At 42.9% G+C, this 26,015-nt stretch carries 18 protein-coding genes; 6 read left to right on the top strand and 12 right to left on the bottom strand.

The features are described 5' to 3' along the window. The first annotated feature begins 359 nt into the window (after positions 1 to 359). The 5 genes from H580_RS0121270 (at position 360) to H580_RS0121250 (ending at position 7,535) form a co-directional block, all read left to right on the top strand. Entirely contained in the window at positions 360 to 1,397 is a 1,038-nt protein-coding gene (locus H580_RS0121270; protein WP_028596579.1) for a DUF418 domain-containing protein, read from the top strand. Positions 1,398 to 1,848: 451 nt separating this feature from the next. Next, entirely contained in the window at positions 1,849 to 2,514 is a 666-nt protein-coding gene (locus H580_RS0121265) for a DJ-1/PfpI family protein (protein WP_211224431.1), read from the top strand. Next, positions 2,511 to 4,601 carry a glycogen debranching protein GlgX gene (gene glgX / locus H580_RS0121260; protein ID WP_036605607.1) on the top strand — a complete coding sequence of 697 codons (2,091 nt, stop codon included), beginning with the start codon at positions 2,511 to 2,513 and terminating at the stop codon, positions 4,599 to 4,601. Before H580_RS0121265 ends, glgX begins: the two co-directional genes overlap by 4 nt. 10 nt (positions 4,602 to 4,611) lie before the next feature. Beyond that, positions 4,612 to 6,744, top strand: coding sequence for an AGE family epimerase/isomerase (locus H580_RS25080; protein ID WP_051217630.1), 2,133 nt, complete (start codon positions 4,612 to 4,614; stop codon positions 6,742 to 6,744). Positions 6,745 to 6,803: 59 nt separating this feature from the next. After that, positions 6,804 to 7,535: a hypothetical protein gene (locus tag H580_RS0121250; RefSeq protein ID WP_028596576.1), complete on the top strand. Its 732-nt coding sequence runs from the start codon at positions 6,804 to 6,806 to the stop codon at positions 7,533 to 7,535. Positions 7,536 to 7,725: 190 nt separating this feature from the next. Here the strand turns inward: H580_RS0121250 and H580_RS0121245 are convergent, their stop codons facing one another. Further along, positions 7,726 to 10,083 (bottom strand): heavy metal translocating P-type ATPase, encoded by a 2,358-nt coding sequence (locus tag H580_RS0121245; RefSeq protein WP_245583615.1) that lies wholly within the window; start codon positions 10,081 to 10,083, stop codon positions 7,726 to 7,728. 212 nt (positions 10,084 to 10,295) lie between these two features. Between H580_RS0121245 and H580_RS0121240 the strand changes: the two genes are divergently transcribed. Then, positions 10,296 to 11,000, top strand: a complete 705-nt coding sequence (locus H580_RS0121240; protein ID WP_028596574.1) for a MerR family transcriptional regulator — start codon at positions 10,296 to 10,298, stop codon at positions 10,998 to 11,000. A 149-nt stretch (positions 11,001 to 11,149) separates the two neighbouring features. Here H580_RS0121240 and H580_RS0121235 read toward each other — a convergent pair whose 3' ends face one another. The 11 genes from H580_RS0121235 to H580_RS0121185 all read right to left on the bottom strand — a co-directional run bounded on the left by H580_RS0121235 (position 11,150) and on the right by H580_RS0121185 (position 25,993). Next, on the bottom strand, positions 11,150 to 11,890 hold the full coding sequence (locus tag H580_RS0121235; RefSeq protein WP_028596573.1) for a sulfotransferase family 2 domain-containing protein: 741 nt from the start codon (positions 11,888 to 11,890) through the stop codon (positions 11,150 to 11,152). Positions 11,891 to 12,090: 200 nt separating this feature from the next. Further along, positions 12,091 to 12,975, bottom strand: a complete 885-nt coding sequence (locus H580_RS25075) for a VanW family protein (RefSeq protein ID WP_051217629.1) — start codon at positions 12,973 to 12,975, stop codon at positions 12,091 to 12,093. Positions 12,976 to 13,195: 220 nt separating this feature from the next. Continuing rightward, positions 13,196 to 13,858, bottom strand: a complete 663-nt coding sequence (locus tag H580_RS0121225) for an oxidoreductase (protein WP_036605605.1) — start codon at positions 13,856 to 13,858, stop codon at positions 13,196 to 13,198. Positions 13,859 to 14,122: 264 nt separating this feature from the next. Then, complete coding sequence (locus tag H580_RS0121220; protein ID WP_028596571.1) at positions 14,123 to 14,986, bottom strand: DUF421 domain-containing protein; 864 nt, start codon at positions 14,984 to 14,986, stop codon at positions 14,123 to 14,125. A gap of 174 nt (positions 14,987 to 15,160) precedes the next feature. Beyond that, a complete protein-coding gene (locus H580_RS0121215; protein WP_028596570.1) occupies positions 15,161 to 18,337 on the bottom strand; it encodes a bifunctional cytochrome P450/NADPH--P450 reductase in 3,177 nt (1,058 codons plus the stop codon). A 251-nt stretch (positions 18,338 to 18,588) separates the two neighbouring features. Beyond that, the gene (locus H580_RS0121210; protein WP_028596569.1) at positions 18,589 to 19,395 is read right to left on the bottom strand and encodes a zinc ribbon domain-containing protein; all 807 of its coding nucleotides are present in this window, start codon (positions 19,393 to 19,395) and stop codon (positions 18,589 to 18,591) included. Between the two features lie 55 nt (positions 19,396 to 19,450). Further along, on the bottom strand, positions 19,451 to 19,942 hold the full coding sequence (locus H580_RS0121205) for a DUF2569 domain-containing protein (protein ID WP_028596568.1): 492 nt from the start codon (positions 19,940 to 19,942) through the stop codon (positions 19,451 to 19,453). A 551-nt stretch (positions 19,943 to 20,493) separates the two neighbouring features. Beyond that, complete coding sequence (locus H580_RS0121200; RefSeq protein ID WP_051217628.1) at positions 20,494 to 21,747, bottom strand: MFS transporter; 1,254 nt, start codon at positions 21,745 to 21,747, stop codon at positions 20,494 to 20,496. 78 nt (positions 21,748 to 21,825) lie between these two features. Further along, complete coding sequence (locus H580_RS0121195; protein ID WP_211224430.1) at positions 21,826 to 22,731, bottom strand: LacI family DNA-binding transcriptional regulator; 906 nt, start codon at positions 22,729 to 22,731, stop codon at positions 21,826 to 21,828. Between the two features lie 257 nt (positions 22,732 to 22,988). Next, a complete protein-coding gene (locus H580_RS0121190; RefSeq protein ID WP_028596565.1) occupies positions 22,989 to 24,512 on the bottom strand; it encodes a lipopolysaccharide biosynthesis protein in 1,524 nt (507 codons plus the stop codon). Continuing rightward, positions 24,509 to 25,993 (bottom strand): O-antigen ligase family protein, encoded by a 1,485-nt coding sequence (locus H580_RS0121185; RefSeq protein WP_028596564.1) that lies wholly within the window; start codon positions 25,991 to 25,993, stop codon positions 24,509 to 24,511. Before H580_RS0121185 ends, H580_RS0121190 begins: the two co-directional genes overlap by 4 nt. Positions 25,994 to 26,015 lie beyond the last annotated feature (22 nt).

The following is a 26,015-nucleotide window of genomic DNA, read 5'->3' as shown; positions in this document are numbered from 1 at the left end:
TCCATTTTGCTCGAAAATCGATATTTAATCAAATCTTAATATTAATGACACAAAAATGTATAAACGTACGCTTTTTTTACGATAAAAACATTGTAACTATAGACTTTGATAACTTTTTAATACATAATTCCATACATAGTGACATATTAAATTTACTTAACAGATCAAAATTATCGGCATATTTTGCGATATAATCCAACTAAAAAAAAAGAACGTCTTGTACGATTCACTGTACGTTACGCGCTCTCTTTTTGCTTTCTTACAAGCTTGTCACACTACTGAAAGTAAAATCAATGGGAAGGATAACACTAACCTACTATAATAAGCCAAGTCGTACATGTTAGGTAAGGAGTTGTCTTATGGAAAAAACACAATTACAACAAAGGATTGATATCCTTGATTATTTGCGTGGATTTGCATTACTCGGCATTATTTTTATGAATATCATCAGTATGATGTCCCCTGAACTGCCTGCCTTGAACTCGCAGGATGCAGCATATCAACGCTTTCTTTATTTATTTGTTGAAGGACGTTTCTACTCGATATTCTCGTTTTTATTCGGAATTGGCTTCTATATTTTTATGACTCGTGCATTAGCAAAAGGCAACAACGGTTACATCTTGTTCCTTCGTCGTATCGTCGCATTATTAGCAATTGGCTTTATTCATCAAATGTTTCAGCCTGGTGAAGCTTTAGCGTTATATGCAATTTGCGGGCTGCTTCTCATTCCTTTTTACAAGCTGCCTAAGCACATCAATTTACTAATTGCCCTTGCTGGCATTATCGTATTCAGCTACTTGGGCAATAAGTTATTACTAACGTTTCCGTTGATTTTGTTAGGACTCGCTGTTGGCCAATATCGGGTTTTTGAGCGACTTTCTAGCTTACACAAGCATATTTGGGGATTTACGATCATCATGCTGATGCTCTCTGCTGTGGGCCTATGGTACCAGGTTCAATACCTGCCAAGCAAGCCCTTCTTCCCCTACCTGTTAGGAGGCGTTCTCGATCCTTTCCTCATACAGGTGAATCAATTTTTAAATATTGGTATCATGATTGGTCCCATCGTATCGGCATCATTTATAGGTATATTGATACTCTTACTGCAGCTGAAAGCGGTTCAAACGTTACTGGCACCTTTAAAGTATTATGGCCGTATGGCGTTAACGAACTATTTAAGCCAAACTGTTCTTATTTTGCTAGCTGCTCAGTGGCTTCAACAATCCGGCACGACCACGTATATGCAGACGTTTTACGTTTGTTTCGCGATCCATCTTATTCTGATCCTGTTCAGCATGGCTTGGCTGCGATTGTTCAAAATCGGTCCGATGGAATGGTTGTGGCGCGCAGTCACATACATGCAAGTCCCACCTTTGTTCAAGAAAAATATGAAATAAACAGGAATGAACACATTAACCCTATCCTGCACCCTTGCGTGTAACGGATAGGTTTTTTGTATTTATTTGTTAAATTATGTGTCCGTTTGTTGCACACCTTCTTCAACATTCGTATGTCGATATGCGAATTTGAAAGACTATTTCAATTCACTTCTAATAAGCAAGAAATGCTTATGCTTGGCAGTGATTCCCCTTTAAACACACCGTTCTAATCAGCACTGTCTAGAATATACTTGAACAGTAATTTTGCCCGCAGACTTTTGGAAAGAGGTATTACCCGTATATCCATTAGTTGGAATTATAGGTCCCTAGTTAGACATATTTGCTACATTTCCCTCCCACCCTCCGTCTTCTGACTTAGTGGGCTTGCATCTTTTTTCAGATCTTCACACAAGCATACGCAACCTTTGGCCTATTCCATTGGCACGGGCTGTTCTATCCATGAGAGGAGCTGAGAACCATTAACACCAATAATGCGCAACCTGGTTTTTACCACGCTGAAGGTGAAGGTAAAGGCAAGATCGGAGTACTTATCGAGTCCCATTATGACGAAACCGAATTCCGAGTATTCAATACTTATTTTCCATCGCAAGGCTTTGAGGTCGAGTACATCAGCAATCTGTGGGGGAACGAGCAGCTCATTTTTACAGGCAATGACATGACGAGCCAAGTTGCCGTACAAGTCGATGTGTCCACGCGCAAGCCAACTGATTATGACGGAATAATCCTTATTGGCGGCTATGCAATGGACCGACTCCGCTATGAAGCGAACCCTGTTCAAGGGCAGAGTAATCAAGCACCTGCTGTACAATTTCTCCGTGAGGCCGTTAAGGCCATGGATGAGAAGGAACTTTTTGTCGGTACGATTTGTCACAGTCTATGGTTGTTTTGTGCGGACCCTGCCTTATTGCAAGGAAGAAGCGTCACCTGTTCCCATAACATTTTGTACGATGTGCAGAATGCAGGTGCAAACGTCGTATTCGACGGCAATCAGACAAGTGAGCTTATACAAGAGGGTCACCTCATTACCGGCAAGCACCCGGAAGTGGTTAATGAATTTGTTGAAAAGTTCGCAAGCAGCATCTTACACCACCAAGGAAGCGTAATTTCGCCATGAAAAGCGAGTTGAACACCATAGTTACCCTTCCCTATCGTGTTCGTGCAGGAAATGCTCATCCGCTAGGTTCAACCGTCACCAACGACGGCGTCAATTTCTCTATCTATTCCGAACATGCCACATCAGTAACGCTGCTCCTATTTCAGCAAGACGGTGACTTGGAGCCCATTCAGGAAATCCACTTAGACCCAACAACGAACCGAACATCTTGCTTCTGGCACGTCTTTGTTGAGAATCTTAAGTCCGGAGCTCAGTACGCCTATCGAGTGGATGGTCCGAACCTCCCCGAAGCGGGATTGCGCTATAATTCCAATAAAGTGCTGATTGACCCCTATGCAAAAGGAAACTCTGATACGTTGTGGGAACGAGTAGACGCCTGCCATGCTGAAGATAATTTACATACTTCTATGCGCAGCGTTGTCATCGATTACCGGAATTACGATTGGGAAGGCGATAAACCGCTACAGCGTCCGATTCAAGATTGTATCATTTATGAAATGCACGTTAGGGGCTTCACCGCCTCACCTACCTCCAAAGTCACACATCCGGGTACATTCCGCAGTGTAATTGAGAAAATACCCTATCTTCAGCAACTAGGTATAACCGCGGTAGAGCTGCTGCCTGTATTTGAATTCGATGATAAAGAAATGGTTCGTGTTGTTGACGGACATGAGCTCTGCAATTATTGGGGTTACAGTACAATTGGATATTTTTCACCGGACTCTAGATATTGCGTAGACCCACAGCTTGGCTCGCATATTAATGAGTTTCGTGACATGGTCAAGGCGCTGCATCGAGCAGGAATAGAAGTTATTCTCGATGTTGTCTACAATCACACGAACGAAGGCAACCATGAAGGTCCTACTATTAGCTTCAAAGGCTTCGACAATCTTACCTACTACTACCTCTCCTCGCAAAATAAATACTACTATATGGACTACACCGGCTGTGGCAACACCTTCAACGTTAATCATCCCGTAGTTGAGAAGCTCATTCTCGACAGTCTAGAATTCTGGGTCAAAGAAATGCATGTCGACGGATTCCGATTCGATGAAGGCTCCGTATTGACCCGTGATGAAAATGGTATTCCAACTCAACACCCCCCTGTTTTGTGGAACATTGAGCTTAGTGACTCCCTTGCCAATACGAAGCTGTTTACAGAGGCATGGGATGCAGCAGGCCTATATCAGATCGGCTCCTTTCCAGGCTACAGCTGGGCAGAATGGAACGGGCGCTACCGCGACGACATCCGCAGATTTGTACGCGGCGACGCTGGCATGGTGAATGACGTCGCAACCCGTATTTCTGGCAGCTCGGATTTGTATAACCACCACCTGCACGGACCTACCAATAGCTTAAATTTTATTACTTGCCATGACGGCTTCACGATGATGGACCTTGTAACATACAACGAGAAGCATAATTGGGCAAATGGAGAATCCAATCAGGACGGAATCAATGAGAACTACAGCTCCAACTATGGTTATGAAGGCGACACTTCGGACGAAGGGATTCAAGCTTTTCGTTTGCAGCAAATTAGAAACTTCATATCGATCCTCCTGATTTCTCAAGGTATTCCTATGCTGCTAGCTGGCGATGAAATGGGAAATACCCAGTATGGCAATAACAATGCCTATTGTCAGGATAATGAGATCAGTTGGATCGACTGGAGCCTCACTGAGTCGAACGAGAATCTCATTCATTTCTGCAAAAAACTGATAAACCTTCGTAAATCAGTGAAGAGTCTGCGGAGAAAGACGTTCTTTACTGGAGCTGTCAATGAACGAGGATACAAAGATTTAGATTGGCATGGCTGCAAGCTGTACAGTCCGGGTTGGAACAATCCGTCATCACGCGTGTTGGCATTTACACTTGGTTCCTTTGTGTCAGATGAGCCCGATCTATATGTAGCGCTCAATATGGAACAGCAGCGGTTGACATTTGAAGTCCCTCCTGCCCCAGCAGGAAGTGCGTGGAAAGTGTACAGCGATTCTTCTTTCCTGCATGCAGATGGCGAGATCTTACAGGAACAACAAGTTGAAGTGCAGTATCATAGCGTCCTACTACTAACGCTTGAAAAGATATAGGAGGTTTTATATGAAAAATCCTAAATTCACGTTTTCTGATCTAATTGCAGGCTATGTCACAAGTACGGAGTTGAAAGATGACGTATTTACGTTGGAAACGTCCGATGGACGCTCGTTCAATGTGAAACTCTCCGCAAACGTATATGCAGAGCTGATCCGCAATCTAGGTGAACCCTTCTTAGACCATACTAACGAGCTAAGAAATAAAATTGAAAAAGGACGCTACTTGTACGCTTACGGCATCTTTTATACGGACGGCCCTAACGACAGTTTGTCATTTGAAGCCAAACATATCGTATTTGTCGGAAATGATGCCCATGAATACCGTTTTGAACAGCAGGATTGGTGGATTCAGCAAATTAAAGAGCTTGGGGATTTTTATTTGCACGCACAGTTCGGCTCTGATGAAATTGATTATAAAAATTACCGCACCTCGCTTAACTTGGAGGGCCAGCATACAACAAATGTTCGGCAAGAGACGGATACCATCTCTAGGCTCGTTTACGGATTTGCAACGGCCTACATGATGACGGGTGAAGAACGTTATTTAGAAGCGGCAGACAAAGGAACCGACTACTTGATTAACCATCTGTGTAACATCAAACCCGATGATAATACAGCATTTTGGTATCACGCTCTGGATCAGACCCCAGACAAAGAGAAGAAAATATTCGCTTCCGAGTTTGGTGATGATTACGATGCAATTCCTGCTTATGAGCAAATCTATGCGTTGGCAGGTCCGACTCAAACGTATCGGATTACAGGCAATCCGCAAATTCTGAACATTATCGAGAAGACGATTAACTTATTTGATAAATACTATTTGGATAAAGAGCGCGAAGGCTATTTCTCTCATATTGATCCAGTCAACTTCGATCCGAGAAATGAAACGTTAGGCCACAACCGCGCGCGGAAAAATTGGAACTCCGTAGGCGATCATGCACCTGCCTATCTGATTAATCTTGTACTCGCAACCGATGATGAGCGTTATAAACAAATGCTGGAGTATACAGCCGATACGATTACGAAGTATTTTCCTGATTACGCGAACAGTCTGTTTGTACAAGAAAAATTCCATGAAGACTGGAGCCATGACCAGACATGGGGCTGGCAGCAAAATCGCGCTGTCGTCGGCCATAACCTCAAGATTGCTTGGAACCTGATGCGGATGCACAATATGTTCGACAAAGATGAATATGTCGCCTTGGCGGAAAAGATTGCTGAGCTTATGCCAGAAGCGGGAGGCGATCAGCAGCGCGGCGGTTGGTATGACGTAGTCGAAAGAACATTGGCTGAAGGCGAGACCTACCACCGATTTGCATGGCATGACCGCAAAGCTTGGTGGCAGCAAGAACAGGGCATTTTGGCTTACCTGATACTAGCCGGTATTTTAAATAAAGACCAATACTTGAAGCTAGCCCGAGAGTCTTCTTCGTTCTATAACGCTTGGTTCCTAGATCATGAGTCTGGTGGCGTATACTTTAACGTACTTGCGAACGGCCTCCCTTATTTGCTTGGTACGGAAAGAAACAAAGGCAGCCATTCCATGAGCGGTTATCATTCCTTTGAGTTAACGTATTTGGCCAGTGTATACAGTAACTTGCTTGTAACAAAGCAGCCGATGCAGTTCTTCTTCAAGCCGAACCCAGCAGGAATTGAACATCGAATTCTCCGCGTGCAGCCAGACATTTTGCCAGCAGGCAGCGTTCAAATTGCAGCCGTAACAATCGATGGAAAAGCATATGATACGTTCGATGCAGAAGCACTAACCATTGAGCTTCCGGATGTGAAGCATAATGTGAAAGTATGTGTCACACTAACCCCTGTTGACGCTGCTCAACGATTATTAACCCGTCTAGATGTTAATAGTCAGCGTTCGACACTTTATTTAGCAGGTGAAATCGATCAGCCATCACTTCCATCGCTCAAAAGAGCTTTAGATGAGTTGCTAAACAGTCAGCCCGCAGCCGTAACACTGGATGTTTCCAGTCTTAAAGATGCGGATGATACCGGTATTCGTACCATCATTTTTGAGTTCCAGAAGCTATCCAGCAGCTGTAAAATCACCATTTCAGGTGCCAATGCTGCAATTAGCAGCAAATTTGAAAACAATCATTTCGCTGATTCAGCTACATTTGTGTAAACGATACGGAATGTCCCCTTTTGCAAAAGAGGGGGCTTTTTTATAAGGAAGGTGCATAGATGACCAAACAAGGGACTCTCCTCTTACATCACATTCTTCATCATCCCTTCATGTCTGTCATCGTAGGCATTAGCTTTATTATGACAGCTATCCTTGAACTTGAACAAATCAATCAGCTTGGCGTTCATCATGGCTTACTGCTGTTCGGGATATGGAATGTCCTGAAAATACTCCCCCTCTTCATCAGCGGCATTCATCATCTGCACAAAGCCAGTACTAGCGAATCGCAATTAAATCGCTGGCTTCATTCCCTACATCGTGTTACTTCTCACGCCTTAACTGAGTGTGTCATCGGTGTTATCTATATCGTAACCGCCCTTTTAGAAGCAGAGCACAGTGTGTTTTATGAATGGTCTCAGAATGATGTAGACATTCATCACGGATTGATGCTGTACGGCTTTTTACTTGTAGTGAAGACGCTTCCGCTTATATATTCAGGGGTACACCATTTGGCAGAAGCCAACCGCAATCAGAATAAGCTTCCCAGATGGTTTACGAAGTTGGAAAATCACTATTTTGAGCTTGTAGCAGCTGTTTTGTTTATTGGTACGGGTTTGTATGAGATTATTGAGGGGTTCATGACGGAGAATGTGGATGAAGTGGCGACCTATGCTTTCCTGTTCATCCTTGTTGGGTTGATGAAGTCACTGAAATATGTACTTCATATTTATGAAGGATTATCATTAATCGAGAAGCGTGTAAGCGAACGAGACAGTGAGAAGTCTTTGTAAACGCTCATGACTGTGCGTTTGCAGAGTTTGTCCCTATCCTCACATTGCTACTTTGTGAGTTTCGCCTAACTTTTATTCTTATTTGAGATCATGCTGTTTAAAAATAATACCTCAATTTCCACTGTGTGAACTGTAACCCGTAAATAGGACAGTTCCCATGTAGTGAAAATTGAGGTACCTTCAGCCTGCATCAAATCGGCTTCATCGCACGCATTGCGTTTAATACGGCTAACAACGTAACACCAACATCAGCAAATACCGCTTCCCACATCGTTGCGATGCCAAATGCGCCTAACAGTAGGAACAGCGCCTTTACACCTAAGGCAAAAAATATATTTTGGTATACGATCTTTCTCGTGCGCTTCGCCATCCGAATAGCTGCTGGAATTTTAGATGGCTCATCCGTCATAATGACGATATCTGCCGCTTCAATCGCAGCATCTGATCCTAATCCACCCATCGCAATACCCACATCTGCTCGTGCAAGCACGGGTGTATCATTGATTCCATCACCTACAAATATAACTTTTTCCTTCGGTAGTTTCTGTTCATCGATACGCTCCAACTGCTCCACTTTATGCTGCGGCAATAGCTCAGAATAAATTGCATCCAGCCCTAGCTTCTGCCCCACAGCGTCTCCAACTCGCTTCACATCACCTGTCAGCATAATCGTCTTCTTAACACCAAGTGACTTCAATTGTTGGATGGCTGCTGCTGCATCCTCCTTCACTTCATCAGCAATAACGATATAACCTGCATAGCGATGATCGACAGCAACATGTACAAGCGTACCTAACGATTCAGGTTCAGCAAACGAGATCCTTTCTCTTTTCATTAACTTCGCGTTTCCAGCTAGCACATGCTGCCCGCTCACATTCACAGATATGCCATGTCCGGATATCTCCTCATAATCTTTCAGCTCGTCTTTATTGATACTCTGACCATACGCATTCACAATCGAGGAAGCAATTGGATGATTGGAATACACCTCTGCGTAAGCAGCATAGCGAATCAGCTGTTCCTTGGTTATGCCGCCATGAGGCTGCACATCCGTTACGACGAATACCCCCTTCGTCAGCGTACCTGTTTTATCAAATACGACATACTTCACATCATTTAACGCTTCAAGATAGTTGCTTCCTTTAACGAGAATACCATTTTTGGAAGCTCCACCAATTCCCCCGAAAAATCCTAACGGTATCGACACGACCAAGGCACAAGGACAAGAAATAACAAGAAATACAAGTGCACGGTAGAACCAATCTGAAAATGCTTCACCTGCGAAAAACAGAGGCGGAAGCAGCGCAATTAGTGCTGCTGTAATCACGACAGCAGGTGTATAATAGCGCGCGAATTTCGTAATATAATTTTCGGTTGGTGCTTTACGACTGCTCGCATTTTGCACCAAATCCAATATTTTAGCTACTGTTGAATCTTTGTAAGCTTTCGATACTTCTACGGTTAGTACACCGTTTTTATTAATAAAACCGCTAAGAATTTCACTGTCTGCTTCTACTTCTCTCGGAATAGATTCGCCTGTAAGTGCAGACGTATCGAGCATGGATACGCCGTCAATTACTTTACCGTCCAACGGCACTCTCTCGCCAGGTTTAATAACGATAAGATCACCAATCTGAACATCTTCCGGTGATACTTTACGAAGCTCACCATCTACTTTCAAGTTAGCGTAATCAGGACGAATATCCATCAATGCACGAATCGATTTGCGAGAACGATTGACTGCAATGCTTTGGAACAGCTCGCCTATTTGATAAAAGATCATAACTGCTACGCCCTCAGGGTATTCTCCAATAATAAAGGCCCCGATTGTAGCAATACTCATCAAGAAATTCTCATCAAACACACGTCCGCGAGTAATATTCCGCAGTGCTTTATATAGAACATCTCCACCTGCCAATACATAAGCGACTAAGAACAATGCCAGTGAAATCGTGCTGGATAGTCCACCCCATACTGCCACAAAGGTCAACCCAATAGATGCTGCGAGCCTTGCATAAGGAAGCTTGCTCTTTCCTTCAGAAGCGGACGGTGATTGCCGCACTGCACGGTTGCTGCCCTCTCGCTGAACGGTGAATTTGGAATCAAGCTGCCTAATAAATTGCTCCGTCTGAGAAGCTGCACTCTCCAATTGTTCAGCACTAGCCTCAATCGTTAGTTGCTTCGTTACAAAGTTAACACGAGCAGATTGTACGCCGGGTATCGCCGCTACTCCTTTTTCAATCTTCGCCACACAACCTGCACAGTCCATCCCTTCGACGGTAAGCTTCATCTCCTGTAAAGGTATCTTTTCTTTGACCTTAATGGATGGATCGATATCTCGAATCACCCGCTTCGCTGTTTCCACAATTTTAGGTACGGATTGCAAAGATTCAATCGTTAATGTCTGATTAACAAAGTTAAGATTGCAGTTCGTCACTCCTTCAATCTGTCGAAGTCCATTCTCAATCTTGGATACACAACCTGCACAGTGTACACCCTCAAGCTCTAATTGAGTTTGCGCGATGGAGCCTGCTTGTAACTGACCCACTTTCATCAACTCCTTATAAGGAACCTGTATAGTATGCTGCGAAGATAATCCGCATATTACAATCACATAAATACATTCAAATGATTATTCTAATATGTATCTTATATCAATACATACCAAAGATCAAACGATTATTTGAATGATTGACAAAACTTCAGCATTAGGTTTACGATCAGACGACCAACTTAGAACTTTGTCCAAAGAGGTGTAGGATGAAATTAAGACCTATCGATATTGCAAGAAAGCTAAATATTAGTACAAGCGCTTTGCGGCATTATGAAGATTGGGGCATTGTTCCGCCAATCGAGCGTGGAGCTAATGGGTATCGGATGTATACGGAAGTTCATGTCGCTTATTTCGAATGTATACGGGCTTTGTCCGCTGGATTCGGCATGCAGCTCACAGCAGATGTCATGAGGAAGTTGCAAGCAGAAGAAATGGATGCTGCCCTATGGATCGTGAATGAGCGTCAAGCATCCTTATATCAAGACAAATTGATGGCTGAAAAGACGATTCAACTATTGGATGATTTGGAAATGGACGAATGGAATACAAAAGGTAGAACGAAGTGGATGACAATCGGAGAAATTGCAGAAGAAACTTCTATACCTACTTCTGTACTTCGACATTGGGAACAAGAAGGACTTATAACAGTGGAGCGCGATCCGCAAAATGGATACCGCAGGTATAATCGTTCTCATATTAAGCGTGTACTGTTAATTCGCTCCTTGCGAACAGCGATTTACTCCCTAGATACGATTAAAGAAGCACTTCAAGGGCTGGACCACAACAATATCGAGCAGGCGAGAAAGATAGCCAATGATTCGTTACAGCACTTACATAAGATGAACAAAGATCAGCTCCGAGGCACTCATTATTTATATCGTCTATGCAAAAAGCTGAACCTGATGGAGTAACCCTTTAATGAAACAATGAAGTAGATAATTAAGTAGGTGAAAATTAAAGAATCCTCTCCGAGCAGTAAAAATACATCATATTCAACATGGGGAGGATTCCACGACACCAACATCTCACACGTACCTTACTGCTTACATATAACCTTGCATTATTGACCTTTTGATGAATACCACCGCTCTACTACCGTCAAATATAATTGTATATCCAATGAATTTTTGCGCGCAATCTTTTCAAGCGTTTCCCTGTCCACTGTGTCTAAGAAAGTCCGGTTCGGGTTACAGTTTTCCCGATATAACTTAGGACTCTTCTTCCAGCCGAGCGCATCACGCATCGGTTGCAAACATTCCTTATACTTTTCCATCACACCAATACACGCAAAATGCCGTCTCAAATGCTGCTGGACACTTGCTTGATCAGGAAATACCGCATCTTCCACACCCATCTCAATTTGAAGTGCTGGAAAGTGAGGAAATACCGTTGCCAATCCCAATATTTTGGATTGCAGATTGCTAGTAAACAGATCGAATTGCTGTTCTGAAACAAAATCATGCAAACTTTTATCTACGACCAGTGGATAATATTGATGCAAAGGGATGCTTTTGATGTAGTCGTATAAAGAAATAACTAATTCAACCGGATGACGAAGAATTGTAATATATCGATAAGGACGGCCAATCCATTCATGAATACCGTATGGAAAATGACCGGATATAATTTGAATTTTTTGATTTTTATCTTTGCATTTCTCAATTAATCGTTCAAGAGACCATTCTGGGTCATCATGTAGAAATGCAATCCGGTTCGCACTATAGTGATCTTGTATGATTCTGTTAAATGAGGTTCCGCCTGTCTTAGGAATGTGTATAAAAATATCCAGCGTGTTCCGCACCCGGCTAGCTCCCTTCCTCAAGCTCCATATGTTATTCTATGCGAGCGTGTACGAACAGGAGATGAGACCAACATCACTATAGATAACCGTATAAAATAGCAGCTAATAGGGTTGTTTGCATAGGTTGTGCTGTATGCAAACAACCCTATTCTAGTGGATACGGAGAGTAGATACGACCAACGTATTTACATTATCCCGGCTTACCGACTGCCTTTTATCGTGTTTTGAACGCGATAATTGGACTTAGTCATCAGTTCTTCTGCAACGACGACGCCATTTTTTTTCTTAATACGCTTCGTTTCCACGACATAGCCAGGTTTTCCTTTTTGAATCGTTTTTGTTTGTTTCGAACGTGAAATACTGCTGCTCTTATACACCGTCTTAGGCTGTATTTTTTTCAGAACCCTCGTTTTTATTTCATACGTGACTCCTTCTTCTTTTTGACCAAGGATGCTGATGGTAATTTTGCTGTTGTTCGTTTTCGTCTGGATCGTAATAGCAGCTTCTGTATGATTTCGAATTGTAAATTCTACGCTATTGTCTGCATAAGTCGCATCTCGCCCTAGCGCGACGTAACCTACAGGCAGCGAATGACTACGCCGCTCTACAATTTCGAGTCCACTGAGAAGAGCTGCATTGTATAGGGTTGATGAAGTCTGACATATACCTCCCCCATATCCTTCAACGAATTTGCCATTCATAATAACGGGTGCCTTTTTCAAACCGTAGGATTTCTTCGTCTTTTGAACCACTTCGCTGTAGTTTAATGATTCTCCTGGTTGCAATACGATGTTATTCAGCGCTTTTGTACTCGACTTAATGTTATGAGTTCGTCCAGCATGGCCTGGTGCAATTTTGGTGGAGAAGCTAGCTATGACTTTAGCTGGAGCTACAGTTGCAGACTTTGCTGTGGAGATAGTTTGATTTTTCGTTTGTATCGCTGCTGCATCAGCACTCGTTTCTCTTTGTTTATTGTCGTTGAGTGCCGCTATGCTCAACCCATTTGTCATTGCCAATGAAGATGCCATAAGCAGCATGAACATATACTTTTTGCGTGTAGTTTTTCCTTGTTGAATTTGTCCCATGATTTCTCCCCTATACTCAAATGTGACAACCTCTTCACTCCGATTTTCAATCCGGATATGAATATATATAATTTGATCTCCAAATGAATGACAACATGGTTTCATAACTATTAATTAATTGTTACTATTGGTAACATTGGATAACTTCCCCTTCTCTTTCAACAAAAAAAAGACTTGTTCCCGTTATAGAACAAGTCCTCCGCTATATGTAATTATGCACTTACTTGCCCATCATTTGATCATACCGATACACATGGTTCCCTAGTGCTTCACTCTGACCAACCCGATACATGGCCGCAGCAACATCCTTCCCCTGAATCGGTCTATACTTGCTCCAGCTCCCACGTGCAATTAACCTAATCAGCGGACTTACCATGATGGCTGCACGTTCTCCAGGTCGTGATTCACTCCGCGATCCAAGCAATAGCGATGGTTGGAATACATGAACGGATGGCAAATCTAATTTACTCACTTCTTCCTCTACTTGACCTTTTACTTGATTGTAGAAAAAGGCTGAATTCGAGTCTGCACCAATGGAAGTAACCATTACATACTTGCTCGCTCCACACTGTTTCGCCATTTTTGCCAATGCTAGCGGATACTCAAAATCCACTTTACGAAATGCTTCTTTTGAGCCTGCCTTCTTGATTGTCGTACCAAGACAGCAGTATACATCGTCTACTTGGAAATGTTCGATGTACCGCTCCAAATGATCAAAGTCAACCACGATCTGTTCCAGCTTCGGATGGTCCAACTGTATCCTTCTTCGTGTAAAAGTTTTGACTTTATGATAGGCTGTCTGTTCGAGCAATAGTTGCAGCAAATGTCCGCCGACTAATCCTGTTGAACCTACAAGCAATGCTGTCTTCTCTTTTAGAACCATTTGCTTCACTCCTATAAAAATTCTAAATAAAGTAAATTTATATTGAATTAAATATGTATATCTACCATCATAGCATGTCTGTTATCCGAAGAAAAACAGCTAGTAGGCGTCATAGGAGTGAAAATGATTTAAAGCATATCGCGTATATAGCAATCATATTGTACCGAAGACAATAAACGACCCCTTTAAAATGAAATACCCCTGAAACAATTGCTTAACCATGATCAGGGGTACAGATGTATAGCGATATTTCGATATTATCCCCTATTTAGCCATAGGGTTCATTTCAGACAGGACATTTTCCAAGTCCGTGGAGAAGCGCTCATGAAGCTGCTTCATCTCCTTGTCTTTGGTTTTGTCCGCATACAACTTCAAATCAGCCTCGCATCTCTTCAATAAGGCAAGTAATTCACCAGGCGGTGATGTTTTTTTCTTGTTTACGTTAATATGATCGGCGTACAGATCCACATACATCTCTTGCTTGGAATCCACTTGCGCCAGATAAATTTCATCTTGTTTGACGCCGTATTCATCCATCTTCTTTTTAAGCCAGTTACGATCTAGCCCCATTTCCTTAAGTGGCTTGTCCAATATTTCGCCATCCATAATAACAATTTGCGGCACGTGTTCATTTTGAACAGATAGCCCAAGATCTTTGGCTGTTAGTGGCTGATTCTCTTTTGTAAGGAGTACGTTAATCTCCCCACTTGGCTCTATACTCGCAAATTCCACATCCGCAACACTGAAGGCATTATTTTTGCGCAGCTGCTGCATGAGCTCGTCAGAAGTAATTCTTTCTTTGCGCAAATTATGCTCTAAAATTTTCCCGCCTCTTACGAGTACAGTTGTTTTCGTATCAATAAAGTCCCTCGCTGCTTTGCTTTTTAATTGAAGAAAGTCAACAAGTAAGGACATCCCTACCCACACTGCAATGGAAATAATACCGTAATACCAATGTGCATCCAAGTCTAAGGATATATATGCTGCCAAGTTTCCAATCGTAATCCCCGTTATGTATTCAAATAAAGATAGCTGAGAAATTTGCCGTTTACCTAACAGCTTCGTCATTAAAAATAGCACCACGACAGCTGATAACGTCCTTAATAATATTTCTAATTCACCGGGCATCGCCTAAAACCTCCGTTCATTTCGTCAACTCCATTTCTTACTGTTGACCAATAGGAACAGGTTTATCCATAAATAATTGCATCTCACTAATAATAAACACTTAAAAAGCACCCTCCACAACGTGCATGGAAAGGTGCTTGCTAATCAATCTTACGATTACAACACTTGTATCACTTAAATCCCTGACCATACATCCTTGGCATAGCGTCCTTCTTCCAGCAATTTTTCCAGCCAAGCTGCCGACTCACGATCATTCTCTCCATGTACTTCCTCCCATGCACGCTGCAAAGTCGCCTCTACATCAGGTGCCATCTTGCTGCCGTCTCCACAAATATAGAGATGACCACCCTCATCAAGTATACGGATCAACTGCTTTGCATCACGAGCCATAAGATGCTGAACATACATCTTCGGCTCGCCTTCTTTACGAGACATCGCAGTATGAAGCGTAACAATTCCGTCTTGCTCAAATTGTTTCAGTTCATCATGGTAAATAAAGTCGCTCTCACTGCGGCAGCCGAAGTACAAGTGAGCGGGCCCCAACGGATGTCCTTCTTTTTGGATTGCGCTCCGTGCTTGCAGAAAACCACGGAAAGGAGCAAGACCAGTACCAGGACCAACCATAATAATCGGTGTCTCCGTATTGCGCGGCAATTGAAATTCACTTTCAGGTGTCCGCACGAAAATAACAATCGAATCCCCTTCCTGACGCTCCGCCAAATAATTCGACGCAACTCCTTTGTACTCACCTTGCCCGCTCCATGCTGGTGCACGAACAACACCGACCGTTATACTCGCCTGCTCGGCATGCACGCGCGGTGAGCTAGAGATCGAGTAATATCTCGCCTTAAGTGGCGGCAGCAGCTCGAGAAATCGATCAAATGGCATTTCACAAGCTTCATAACGCTCCAGCAGATCTAACATCGTTACTCGCTTCTGCTTAATTTGTGTCTTATACGCCTCTTCCTCCAATAGAACTTCCAACTCTCGGTGGTGCGGCGGACATACAGTAAAAGAAGCAAGTTCACGCAGTTGGGCACGTGTAGCGGCCTCCTGTAATTCAACACTATGACTTAGCAGATCAAGCAAACTTACCGGCCTCTCCAGCGGCAAATGTGCAGCACTCCTTCCTGTCGCACGTAGAATAAGATGATCCGTAGCTTCCAGCTTAAAACGACGCAATACTCGCAGCACTAATTCTTTACGGTTTACAGGCAGTACCCCAATATGATCCCCTTCCCTATAGGTAACTCCCTCTGGAAGTGAGATCTCAATATGTCGAGTACTCCGACCACTGTCTGGACTTTGCAGTTCGCGGTTATTCACGATCTTGGCATGGAACGCTTCATACGATTCTGCGAGCGGTGTTCCAACAATACCGCTTACAAACTGAACGGTTAGATTGTTCGTTTCCTTAGCCGTTTCCTCATTTAATTGCAGTCCTAGAGCAGACATGACATCCTGCCACATTTGCTCGCGCCAAGTTTCGACTTGTATTTCAAAGTCACCGCTTGCATCCCCTTCACCAAGCAATGTAAGGCGAATTGCTCCTTTTGCAGCCAGCTGTTCATCAATAAATCGCGGTACTTCTTGATAAGTGCTCGCCCAGTTATGATCACCACAGCCAAATACCGCATATCGTATACCTTCGCATTCTGATGGTTCAGCTTCCTGAAGCCATTTCACAAACTCACTCGCATTACTCGGCGGCTTGCCGTTATAGGAAGCTGAAACGATAAATACAGCACCTTCCTTAGGCAGCTTGCCAGCCCAGTTATTTAAAGGCGCCACTTCCGTGCGGAAACCTTGATTGCGTGCCATATCTGCCAACTCACGCGCAATTCCTTCTGCTGTACCTAGATTGGAACCATATAAGACAAGCAATGGCGTGTTGTGGCCCTCTACTAGGTTGCTGCTCTTCGATATCGCTTCACCCGCACGATTTTCTTCAGGAGAATCCCCAGCTGCTGCAATCGTAAATCCTTGATTAGAACGAGATTGGACCCGCATCGTAAAGCCATCTGGCTTCAATGTCAGCGATTCTTTTACTTTCAACTGATAATTGGTATGGTCAATAATTTCAAAATGTTTCAACACCATACCTAATACAAGCACGGCCTCTTGCATCGCAAACTGCTGTCCGATACATGCTCGCTGCCCATTTCCAAATGGCTTAAATGCATGATGCGGTACTTTGCTAATATCCGCAAACCTCTCAGGGCGGAAAACCTCGACATCTTCTCCCCATACATCGGTATCCCGATGCACGATTGGAACTAAAACGTTGACGCTATCTCCTTTTTTCATCGGATACTTACCTGCCAGCAGCGTATCTTCTTTCGCATATAGAGCAAATGCCGGAGCTGTTGGCCATAAGCGTAACGATTCATTTAGAATCATGCGTATGTAGGATAGCTCTCGTACCTGAGTATAGGATGGAACCGCATCGACCAATACGCGGTCGACTTCTTCATATGCTTTTCGCAGCTTATCTGGATTTTTCAGCAAATAATATAGGGCAAAGGATAATAATCCACTTGTGGTCTCGTGCCCTGCAATGAGAAACGTAATAATTTGAAACCGAATATTTTCATCATCCAGGCGTTCACCTGTCTCAGGATCTCGACCATTCAACATGTGAGCAAGCAGGTCATTTCCACTTGCCTGTCCCTGTGCTTTGCGCTCTGCAATAATTTTGTCCACTAGCGTATACATGGCTTGTATATCATGTTGAAATTGACGCTTTGTTACGACCATCAACTTCTGTTGGATATTAAGACGCTGTAGTTGGCCCATTGCTTCATCCAATGCGCGAGTCATGCTCGTAATAAACGGATGTGACTGTTCCCGATAAAAGCTATTGAAGCGATAGTCAAACCCACACAACCCGATCGTATCCAGTGTAAGCCGCGTCATATCTTCAGCAACATCTACACTCTCATCGGGATTGAGCCGCAGCCATTTTTGAATCAATTGTACAGCAATGTCCAACATCATCTCGTGATAACCGCGCATCGCCATTTGACTAAAGCTTGGTAGCAAAATGTTATGTGCTATTTGCCAATTCGGTTCTGTCGTCGCACTTGTAAACAAACCATCTCCTGTAAATGCTCTTACTTTTTGCAGCGGAGCCCACACTCTTTTATCAAATCGTGTCTCATCACAAGCATCCTCAACCAACTCGTGACCAGTTATGTATAATTCTTTTCTTCCCCCTGGTAATTCCAAGCGGAATATAGGGCCTAATTCCTCAGCCAGTCGCATTAATGACTGTACGGGTGCTTCCAGATCCAATTGTGGCAGGTTGCCTAATGGCCCAAACGATTTCGGTTGTGGAATGTGCTGTTCCATTCTTTACTCAAATCCCCCTGTTCATCTGTTTCGTTTCTAGTCAGTCAAGTTTCGTTGTAAGTATTGTTACTATTTGAGAACAGGGCTTAATCTATCCACGTAGAAGTTACATTGTGTCAATTTGTATTCTTATTACTATACAAAAAAACGAAGCTTGGACTTGGATGCGTAGATCCCGTCTCGAGCTTCGTTTTTTGTTTGGTTATGAAAAATTCATTTTTAGAAGATAGTAAATGAATGATAATCCCTAGTTAAAATCTAAGAAGTTGACCTACAAATGACAGTAAAACTTCTGACATGATACGAATTGTCACATAAGCGCCGACAATAATAAGTAAAATACTATACATCAAGTCAATTCGCTCACGACCGGGCACATGGTAACTTAGGAATACAAGCAAAGGTGCTACAAAAATTGCCCCTGTAAAAGCGATTAAGAGAGGAAGCATAGACATCCCAATGCTTAAAAGTGACATCAATATTGCAATAATAAGTAACCCCACAAACGGCAGCAGTATCGTACCAAAGCGCGCAATAACCGCTGTATAACTCACTTGATAACGATTCAGCACAATAACACCATACGTAATCGTTCCAATCAAAAGCAAAAATACGATATAACCAAGAAACGGCTTCACTACCGTTTTAAAAAACGGCACATCACCAAACATACCGATGCTCGACTGGAGTTGAATATACATAATTAACGGAATAAGTAAAGCATAGATGCCCATCGTAATAAGCGCTTGAATAAGATGGGATTGGGATATCGCTTGCAATCGCTGATAAGGCGAACGAATGTTATCCATAACGTAACTAGCATACATTTTTGAGGATTCGCTAGCCTTCTGCATACGCTCTTTCGTCAATATAGAATGAGAGGTTGGTTCCGCCCCCTGGTTTAATTGCCCTTCACCATAAGGAACTTGCTGAGATGACGATAATGGTTGAGACGAACGTGCTTCCCCTTCTATCTTTTCTGGCAATTTGGCACCGCAATGGATGCAGAACACGCCTTCGTCTGTCGTATGTTGACAATTCGAACAAGTAACACTCATTGATCTTTCCCCTTTCATATCTCTATTTGTACAGGCTATATCAGGATGTACTAAATTAAATCACAAACGTATTTTTAACACGTTTTGATTTCAAGAAGTAAGGAATGAAAATGGCACAATAAAAACCGCTTCGAATCGTGTCTTTCCAGATCTCCAAATCTCCTGTAGCATCTATAAGAGCAATTATCGCGATCGGCTCTAATAAATCAACTGCAAAAATTGCAATAAAAATAGCAATCATCAATTTAGGGAAAATTTTCTTTTTGCGATACATACAAATTAACGCCCAAATTAATACTACGAGCATAATAATACTGACTCCGGTCCCAAACCAGATGAACCACATATATTCAGGAAATGCCAACTTAATATATTCGAATTGTTCTTGCATCGTATCTGTCATTAATGCCAGCAATCCAATCGGGATAAGCACTAGATTGAGATAAATGATAATTTGAACAACAACGAGCCAGCCACCTAGACCTTGTATCTTATACTCAAATTTCTTTAAGCCTTCAATCTTTTTCTCTATCGTCTCTGTTTCCATTCGTTCACCCTTGTATCCTATTTTTAGAAGAGTCTACGTTACTACTCATTTTATATTTTTATATGTAATCCCCCTGACATAGCCTTTTTCATTATTACAAAAAAGACACTATTTGTATAGCATTCCATATTATCATCATTGACAAGACAGCCTTTAAATAATGTTTATTTGATCATTTAATCATACAATAAGTGCAATTATTTCATTTTTGCGACGAAATTTATTTTATACCTTTAACCATTTCTAGATTAAGCACAGCTTTTACCTTTATGTTTCACCTTACTCCACATTGGTCCGATAAATAACCAAATAAAGATAAGTCCAACATTGTTAATTATCCAATACGTAAACCAAAAGGTTTGTCTAGATCGTTACAACTAGCAGCAAATATTTTACGGCAGCAGGCAGCTCATTGTTGACCACTTGCATAATTCATCTGAACATACGCTGCAAGCAGCTCCTTTACCGGAATATTCTATTTTGATCCCCGTCAAATCGCTGTTTCAGAAATCTCTACTTGATGTAACCTACTGAAATTCACTATTTCACCTCTACCGATACTCTCTCATCGGCTTATTCCAAGCTACTGCTGCAAGACTCACCACCAGCGTCGCAATCGCACTCGCCGTAAGCGCTGTCACTGGCCCGTAACGATCGGATATCGCCGAACAAATCGCGATCCCTACTGGCGGTGTAACACCAATAATCGAGCCAAGAATTCCAAATACACGCCCCTGAACAGCTGTATCGATCTCAACCCGAAGCATTATATTAATGATGAGCGTACTGAAGGCAAACAAACAACCGATGATTAATATCAAAGGCAGAGCGGCCACCGCAGAACTAACTTGCGCAATCAAATAGAAGATCGGACCCATCCCAACTGCTCCAGCTATAACCCAGTATCCTCTTCGACCAAGACGTTCACTAAAAGACATTATTCCTATCGAACCTATTAAATAGCCCAAAGGTATAGATGCTTCAATAAGTCCAAATACAAATCCATCTGCATGCCATACCTGCACAGCCATAACTTGAATAATCATAAACGATGACATGAAGCTGCAGGACAATACAGGCATTAAGATAAGACCTGCTTTGGCATATGGATTATGCCATATTACCTTGAATCCTTCACGGAAATCTTCAATAAAGCTGGATTTTCGCCCTTCACTGCGCTCCCTTTTACGAGGAAACTGACCTGCTGCCAATAAGCATAAGGTAGATATGAGAAATGCCCCCGCATCAATCAATATCGCGACAACGCCGCCAAACAACGCAACCGCCATTCCACCAAAAGCAAAGCCCGATACACGAATGATGTTATCCGCGATATTAATGATTCCTATCGCCTGCGGGATCTGTTCTTTGCCAACGATATCCGCAAGTGAGGAATGAAACGCTGGTCCATGAAATACACCAGCAAATGCTACTAAAGTAGTTAATATTACAAGTACATAGAACGGTACGACAGGCTGTGTCATCACATAAGCAATTCCTACAACAAGTACGAATCGACAGATGTTCGAGAACATCATTAATCCCCTGCGATCAATCCGATCCGCAAATGTCCCGGCGAAGGAACCAAATAATACGCCTACGATTAAGTGAGAAATAACAATGATAGACATCTGCTTTGCACTGCCTGTCGTCTGCAGCACCCATAAGTTTAATGCAATATTATGAAACATGTTTCCAAACAAGGAAACCGCATAACTAGCAAACAAACCAAGAAACGTACGATTGCGCCATAACGAGGTGTTCGCCTGCTGTATCCCTGCTTCTTCTCTTGCTAATTCCATCATCAAGTCTCCCCTACACACTGCTTAAACGTTTAAGTTAAGAAATAAAAAACAGATTTTACTCTGCTTTTATGTCCATCCTCATTTCACTTTTATATATTTATCTGTGGGAAGCTCCGCGTCCTGCTTAAGCAGCTGCATCATCAGCTCAAAGCTAACTTGTGACTTGCTGGCTGCCGCAGACACATACTTGGCTCGTGCAGGAACAACCTCTGGACAACCCGATGTGCAAATAATCGTCAACTGAGACGGGTCAACATATTTACCAGCGAGCATCCCTACAAATTCGTTGAAAATAATGCCTTTGCTCCCGGTAGGCTGCTTATGAATAAATTCAGCCATTCCCCCCTCATCTTCCATCAGATGTATTCGATCTTCAGCCACACCAATCAAGTCTTTAATTGCTCGTACATAAGGCTCATTGTAATAAGATTCTATGATATAGTAGCAATCATGGTCAGCATTCCATGATTGTGCGCTTTCTAGCACGCCTTTCACATCATGGATAACTTTATAAAACAAAGTATCCTCTACCAGGCTATCAATGACAATCAAAGGCACCCCCGCGGGAAAGTGATGCGAAATCGAATAAAAATGTTCGTCTTTTACATCAAACAAAAACACGCCATCCAGTTTGCGCTCCGCAATAATGCCTACTTTCGGTTGCTCTGCATCTATACTAGATAGCACGACGTGATAACCTCGCTCGGTTAGCAGCTGCTCCAATCGATTCACCATATCGGCGTAACGCAGCTGTCTCCACCACGGTTCATCCGCAGCGCGATTAATCAAAATTCCAATTAGACCCGTCTTGCGCTTAACAAGGGATCGCGCGGCGAGATTAGGTACATAGTTCAAGCGCTCCGCTGCTGCCAGTACCCGACAACGTGTTTCATCCGTAATCGTCTGCTTCGGGACATTGTTCAATATGTAGCTTACGGTTGCTGTAGACACATTTGCTTCCTTCGCGATATCTTTAATCGTCACTTTTTTCAAGCAATCACCTACTCATCTCCTAGTTCACTTATCCCAGCCTGCATTTCTATTCTTCTCAATAACTTAAACGTTTAAGTTATTGTACCATTACCCAGCTTGTATTGGCTACCACAATAAAGCACTACCACCGAAACACATGCATTATAGATACATGTTTTCCTAGTCCTCGCAAACTTTCTCACGCATGTTATTTTCATATCACATGTCCCATAAATAAATAAGTCAGCCCTCTTTGAATGAGGGCCCGCTCATTGCCATTTACTTCGTATCCCTCGATATACAGTCTTTCCTTTCGCCAACACCGTTCTAGCTGAATTCGGTTCACAGATCAGATTCCCTGTAACAACTACAACGAGCACGACAATTGCTGTCATAGCGGCATAACTGAACCACTCCCATAACGAGCCTACGTTCATGGTAAACAGATACGAACACAACAGAGCAACTCCTACCCCAAACCCTAAATTCCGGAGACTTCGAATAAGTCCAGACGCAGGGGATTGCCCTAAAATCGTTCTAGTCGTATACCAAATAAGCTCTGGCGTTCGATAAAGATGAGCACACAGCATCCCTAGTAAAACCCCTGCCGCACCGATCCATTGTACAAACAGTATTGAAGCTGCTGCGCTGATCGCGGCCTCAATAATAGAAGGTATTCTCGTTTCTCGAAAGTGACCTGCGGCTTGAACAATCATGTGATGCGGCGTACGGAGATTGCTTACGACCCCAACAGCTATGAACAAAATGGCAAGGTCTGAGCGAATATAATCTGCATCCCGAATACCAGAGGTATACACTTGAATAAAAGGAATTAGGAGCAGCGCGGTACATGTATACGCCCAAGTAAGCACAACACCGAACACATACTCAAAACTTTTGAAACTGTGCCTCAATACGGTAACCTCTCCCTTAGCCAACAATTGCCCAAAGGACGCCATTAAACCAGAAGTGAAAGAGGAAACAAGCATGTTCACAGCGACAAACACCATACTGTATACCGAATAAACACTTACTTCTTGCAGATTACAAAATACAGTAATGATGATAGGTGGTAGTCCAAATACAACTAAGCCATTAAGCTGGTGAATGAATACATCCTTACGCTGCTTTAACGAATCCATATCAGGTGCTGCCCGATAATTGATCTTCTTATACTTTCGAGTGATGTACCATTTTATAAATACTGCCCTTATTGCAAAAATAAACGTCGCAGCAGCCTGCATCGCGAGCGCATCAAAGCCAAGCGTAATTAGCAATATACATACGGCTGCATTGATCACAACTCCAGCCGACTGAATGAGTGAAATGATATAGCTTTTTTGGTCAGCGATTAGAAGCACACGATATTTGCCTATTAAATAATATTCTGTCAGTCCACCACCCGTCATAATTAACACCATCGCTCCAGCCGTAAAAACAGGAACTTGAGCGTAGACGAGAAATGGATAGACCAGCACTGCCGCTACAGCGAACATAACAAATAACTTGCCCGTTCTGTTATAAAGCACTCGTGCCGCTGATAAAATTGTACTTACGTGATTCGTGTCGTTATTCGCTAGCGGGCGATATAAAGCCGCAATACACGCAGCTCCTAGCCCAGCTTCCACGATAGATAAATATCGCATTACCTGCGTAATAGAAGCAATCATTCCATTCATAGATGAGCCATAGGCTTCAATGATAAAGCGCGGCAATACAATGCCGACAAGCGCCGTAATGAATTGCAAAGCTAGACTCGCCAAAAGATTGTACAGCGCAAGCTTGCTTCTCATATATGCCCGCTCCCTCGTACAGTCGACACAGCACTATCGCTGCTGTTGATGATGATACCATCCTTCACCTCCGTGCTTTCCTGTTCTGTGTAGTACAAATTCATAACCAGCAGCACGAGATAGAAGTAGGTTGTATACATAGCTAGCGAATGCAAAGACAGCAAAAAGATCATCGTGGAGAGGATAGGTAGCAAAGCGAGAAAGCTAAGCTTGGATCGTGTATTTGCTGAACCTGATAATATACATAAATCTCTTCTGTTAGATTTCACCCGCTGTACGTAAGCCAATAGCATTACAAAAGCGACAAAAAAAACTGTTCCTACCAATCCCCATGCAACGAGTGACTCTAAATACGTATTATGCGGACCCATTTGCTGACCATGTACAGCAATTCGACTCTGCGGCAAATAGCCAATAATCCCTCTCCCAACTAACAACTCCCACCATGATGAATCTCTGAACACCATCCAATACTGCTCAGCAAGATAAGAACGGGAGCCTGTCATGGTATCCAGGCTGCTTCCAATGGACATCCGCTTCATAATCGATTGAACTAACTGAATAACCGGGATCGCAAATGCCGCTCCTACTATCGCAACCGCTCCGATAATCTTCGAACGCATCCTTCTACTATTCCGATCTGAAGTCATTGCCATATAGCCAAGCAACAGAAGCACCATAAGTCCCATGGTAAGAAAATAAGTCCGAGATAATGTTGTTAATCCCAGCAGGAGCAATCCAAGAGAGCTATAGATTAGTAGTATATTAGGTTGTCGTGCTTGCTTGTACACATGCAATAGGAAAAAAGCAGCCATTAATACCATCATGCCAAAACCGTTCGGGTCCCCACCTACACCCTCGAATCTCCGAAAAGGTGCGCTAGTCGACGCACTGATTATGTTCATTACCAACCCACAACCACTTGAGACGAAAATGCCGCAAGTAAACATGTAGACAGCTCGCTTGAAATTGGGTTTGAAGTTCATATCGATGATAAGCAAGCTAGCATACAGCATCAGTGCAATCCATCTTACAGTCGGATTTATCCATTCCGATAAATAAGTGAACACATGCAGCAATTCCAGCAGGATAATCCCTAATACACCCAGCAATCCGACTACGTGCAGCTTCATGCTGCTCATTCTTGAAGCAACATGTTTTACAAGAGCAGCTAAAAACAGCATCGTTGCGAAAGAGGAATCTGCCTGTTCCGTTACAAACAAGCTGAGTGAGGGTAGCAAAAATACGAGTAAATAGAAATTAAAATCAGCGGAGGATATCGCAATGTAAATGCCCATGCACACCATGGTAGCAAGAAGCAGCGATGTTTGTTGAGTACCTGCGTAAAGCATGAGCATGATCGACATGCTAGGATAGAACCAGCCTACTCGAGGAAATCGACTTGCATATGACAACATCTTGCGATTGCTTAATTCTGTTCCTTTCAGCTCATGACTGCTATTTACAAAACGTTGCGACACGGCACATCTTCCCTTCTATCAC

This window comes from Paenibacillus assamensis DSM 18201 (assembly GCF_000422445.1).
Classification (GTDB): domain Bacteria; phylum Bacillota; class Bacilli; order Paenibacillales; family Paenibacillaceae; genus Paenibacillus_B; species Paenibacillus_B assamensis.
Note: the sequence above shows the minus strand (reverse complement) of the source record. Positions and strands in the feature narration are given on the sequence as shown.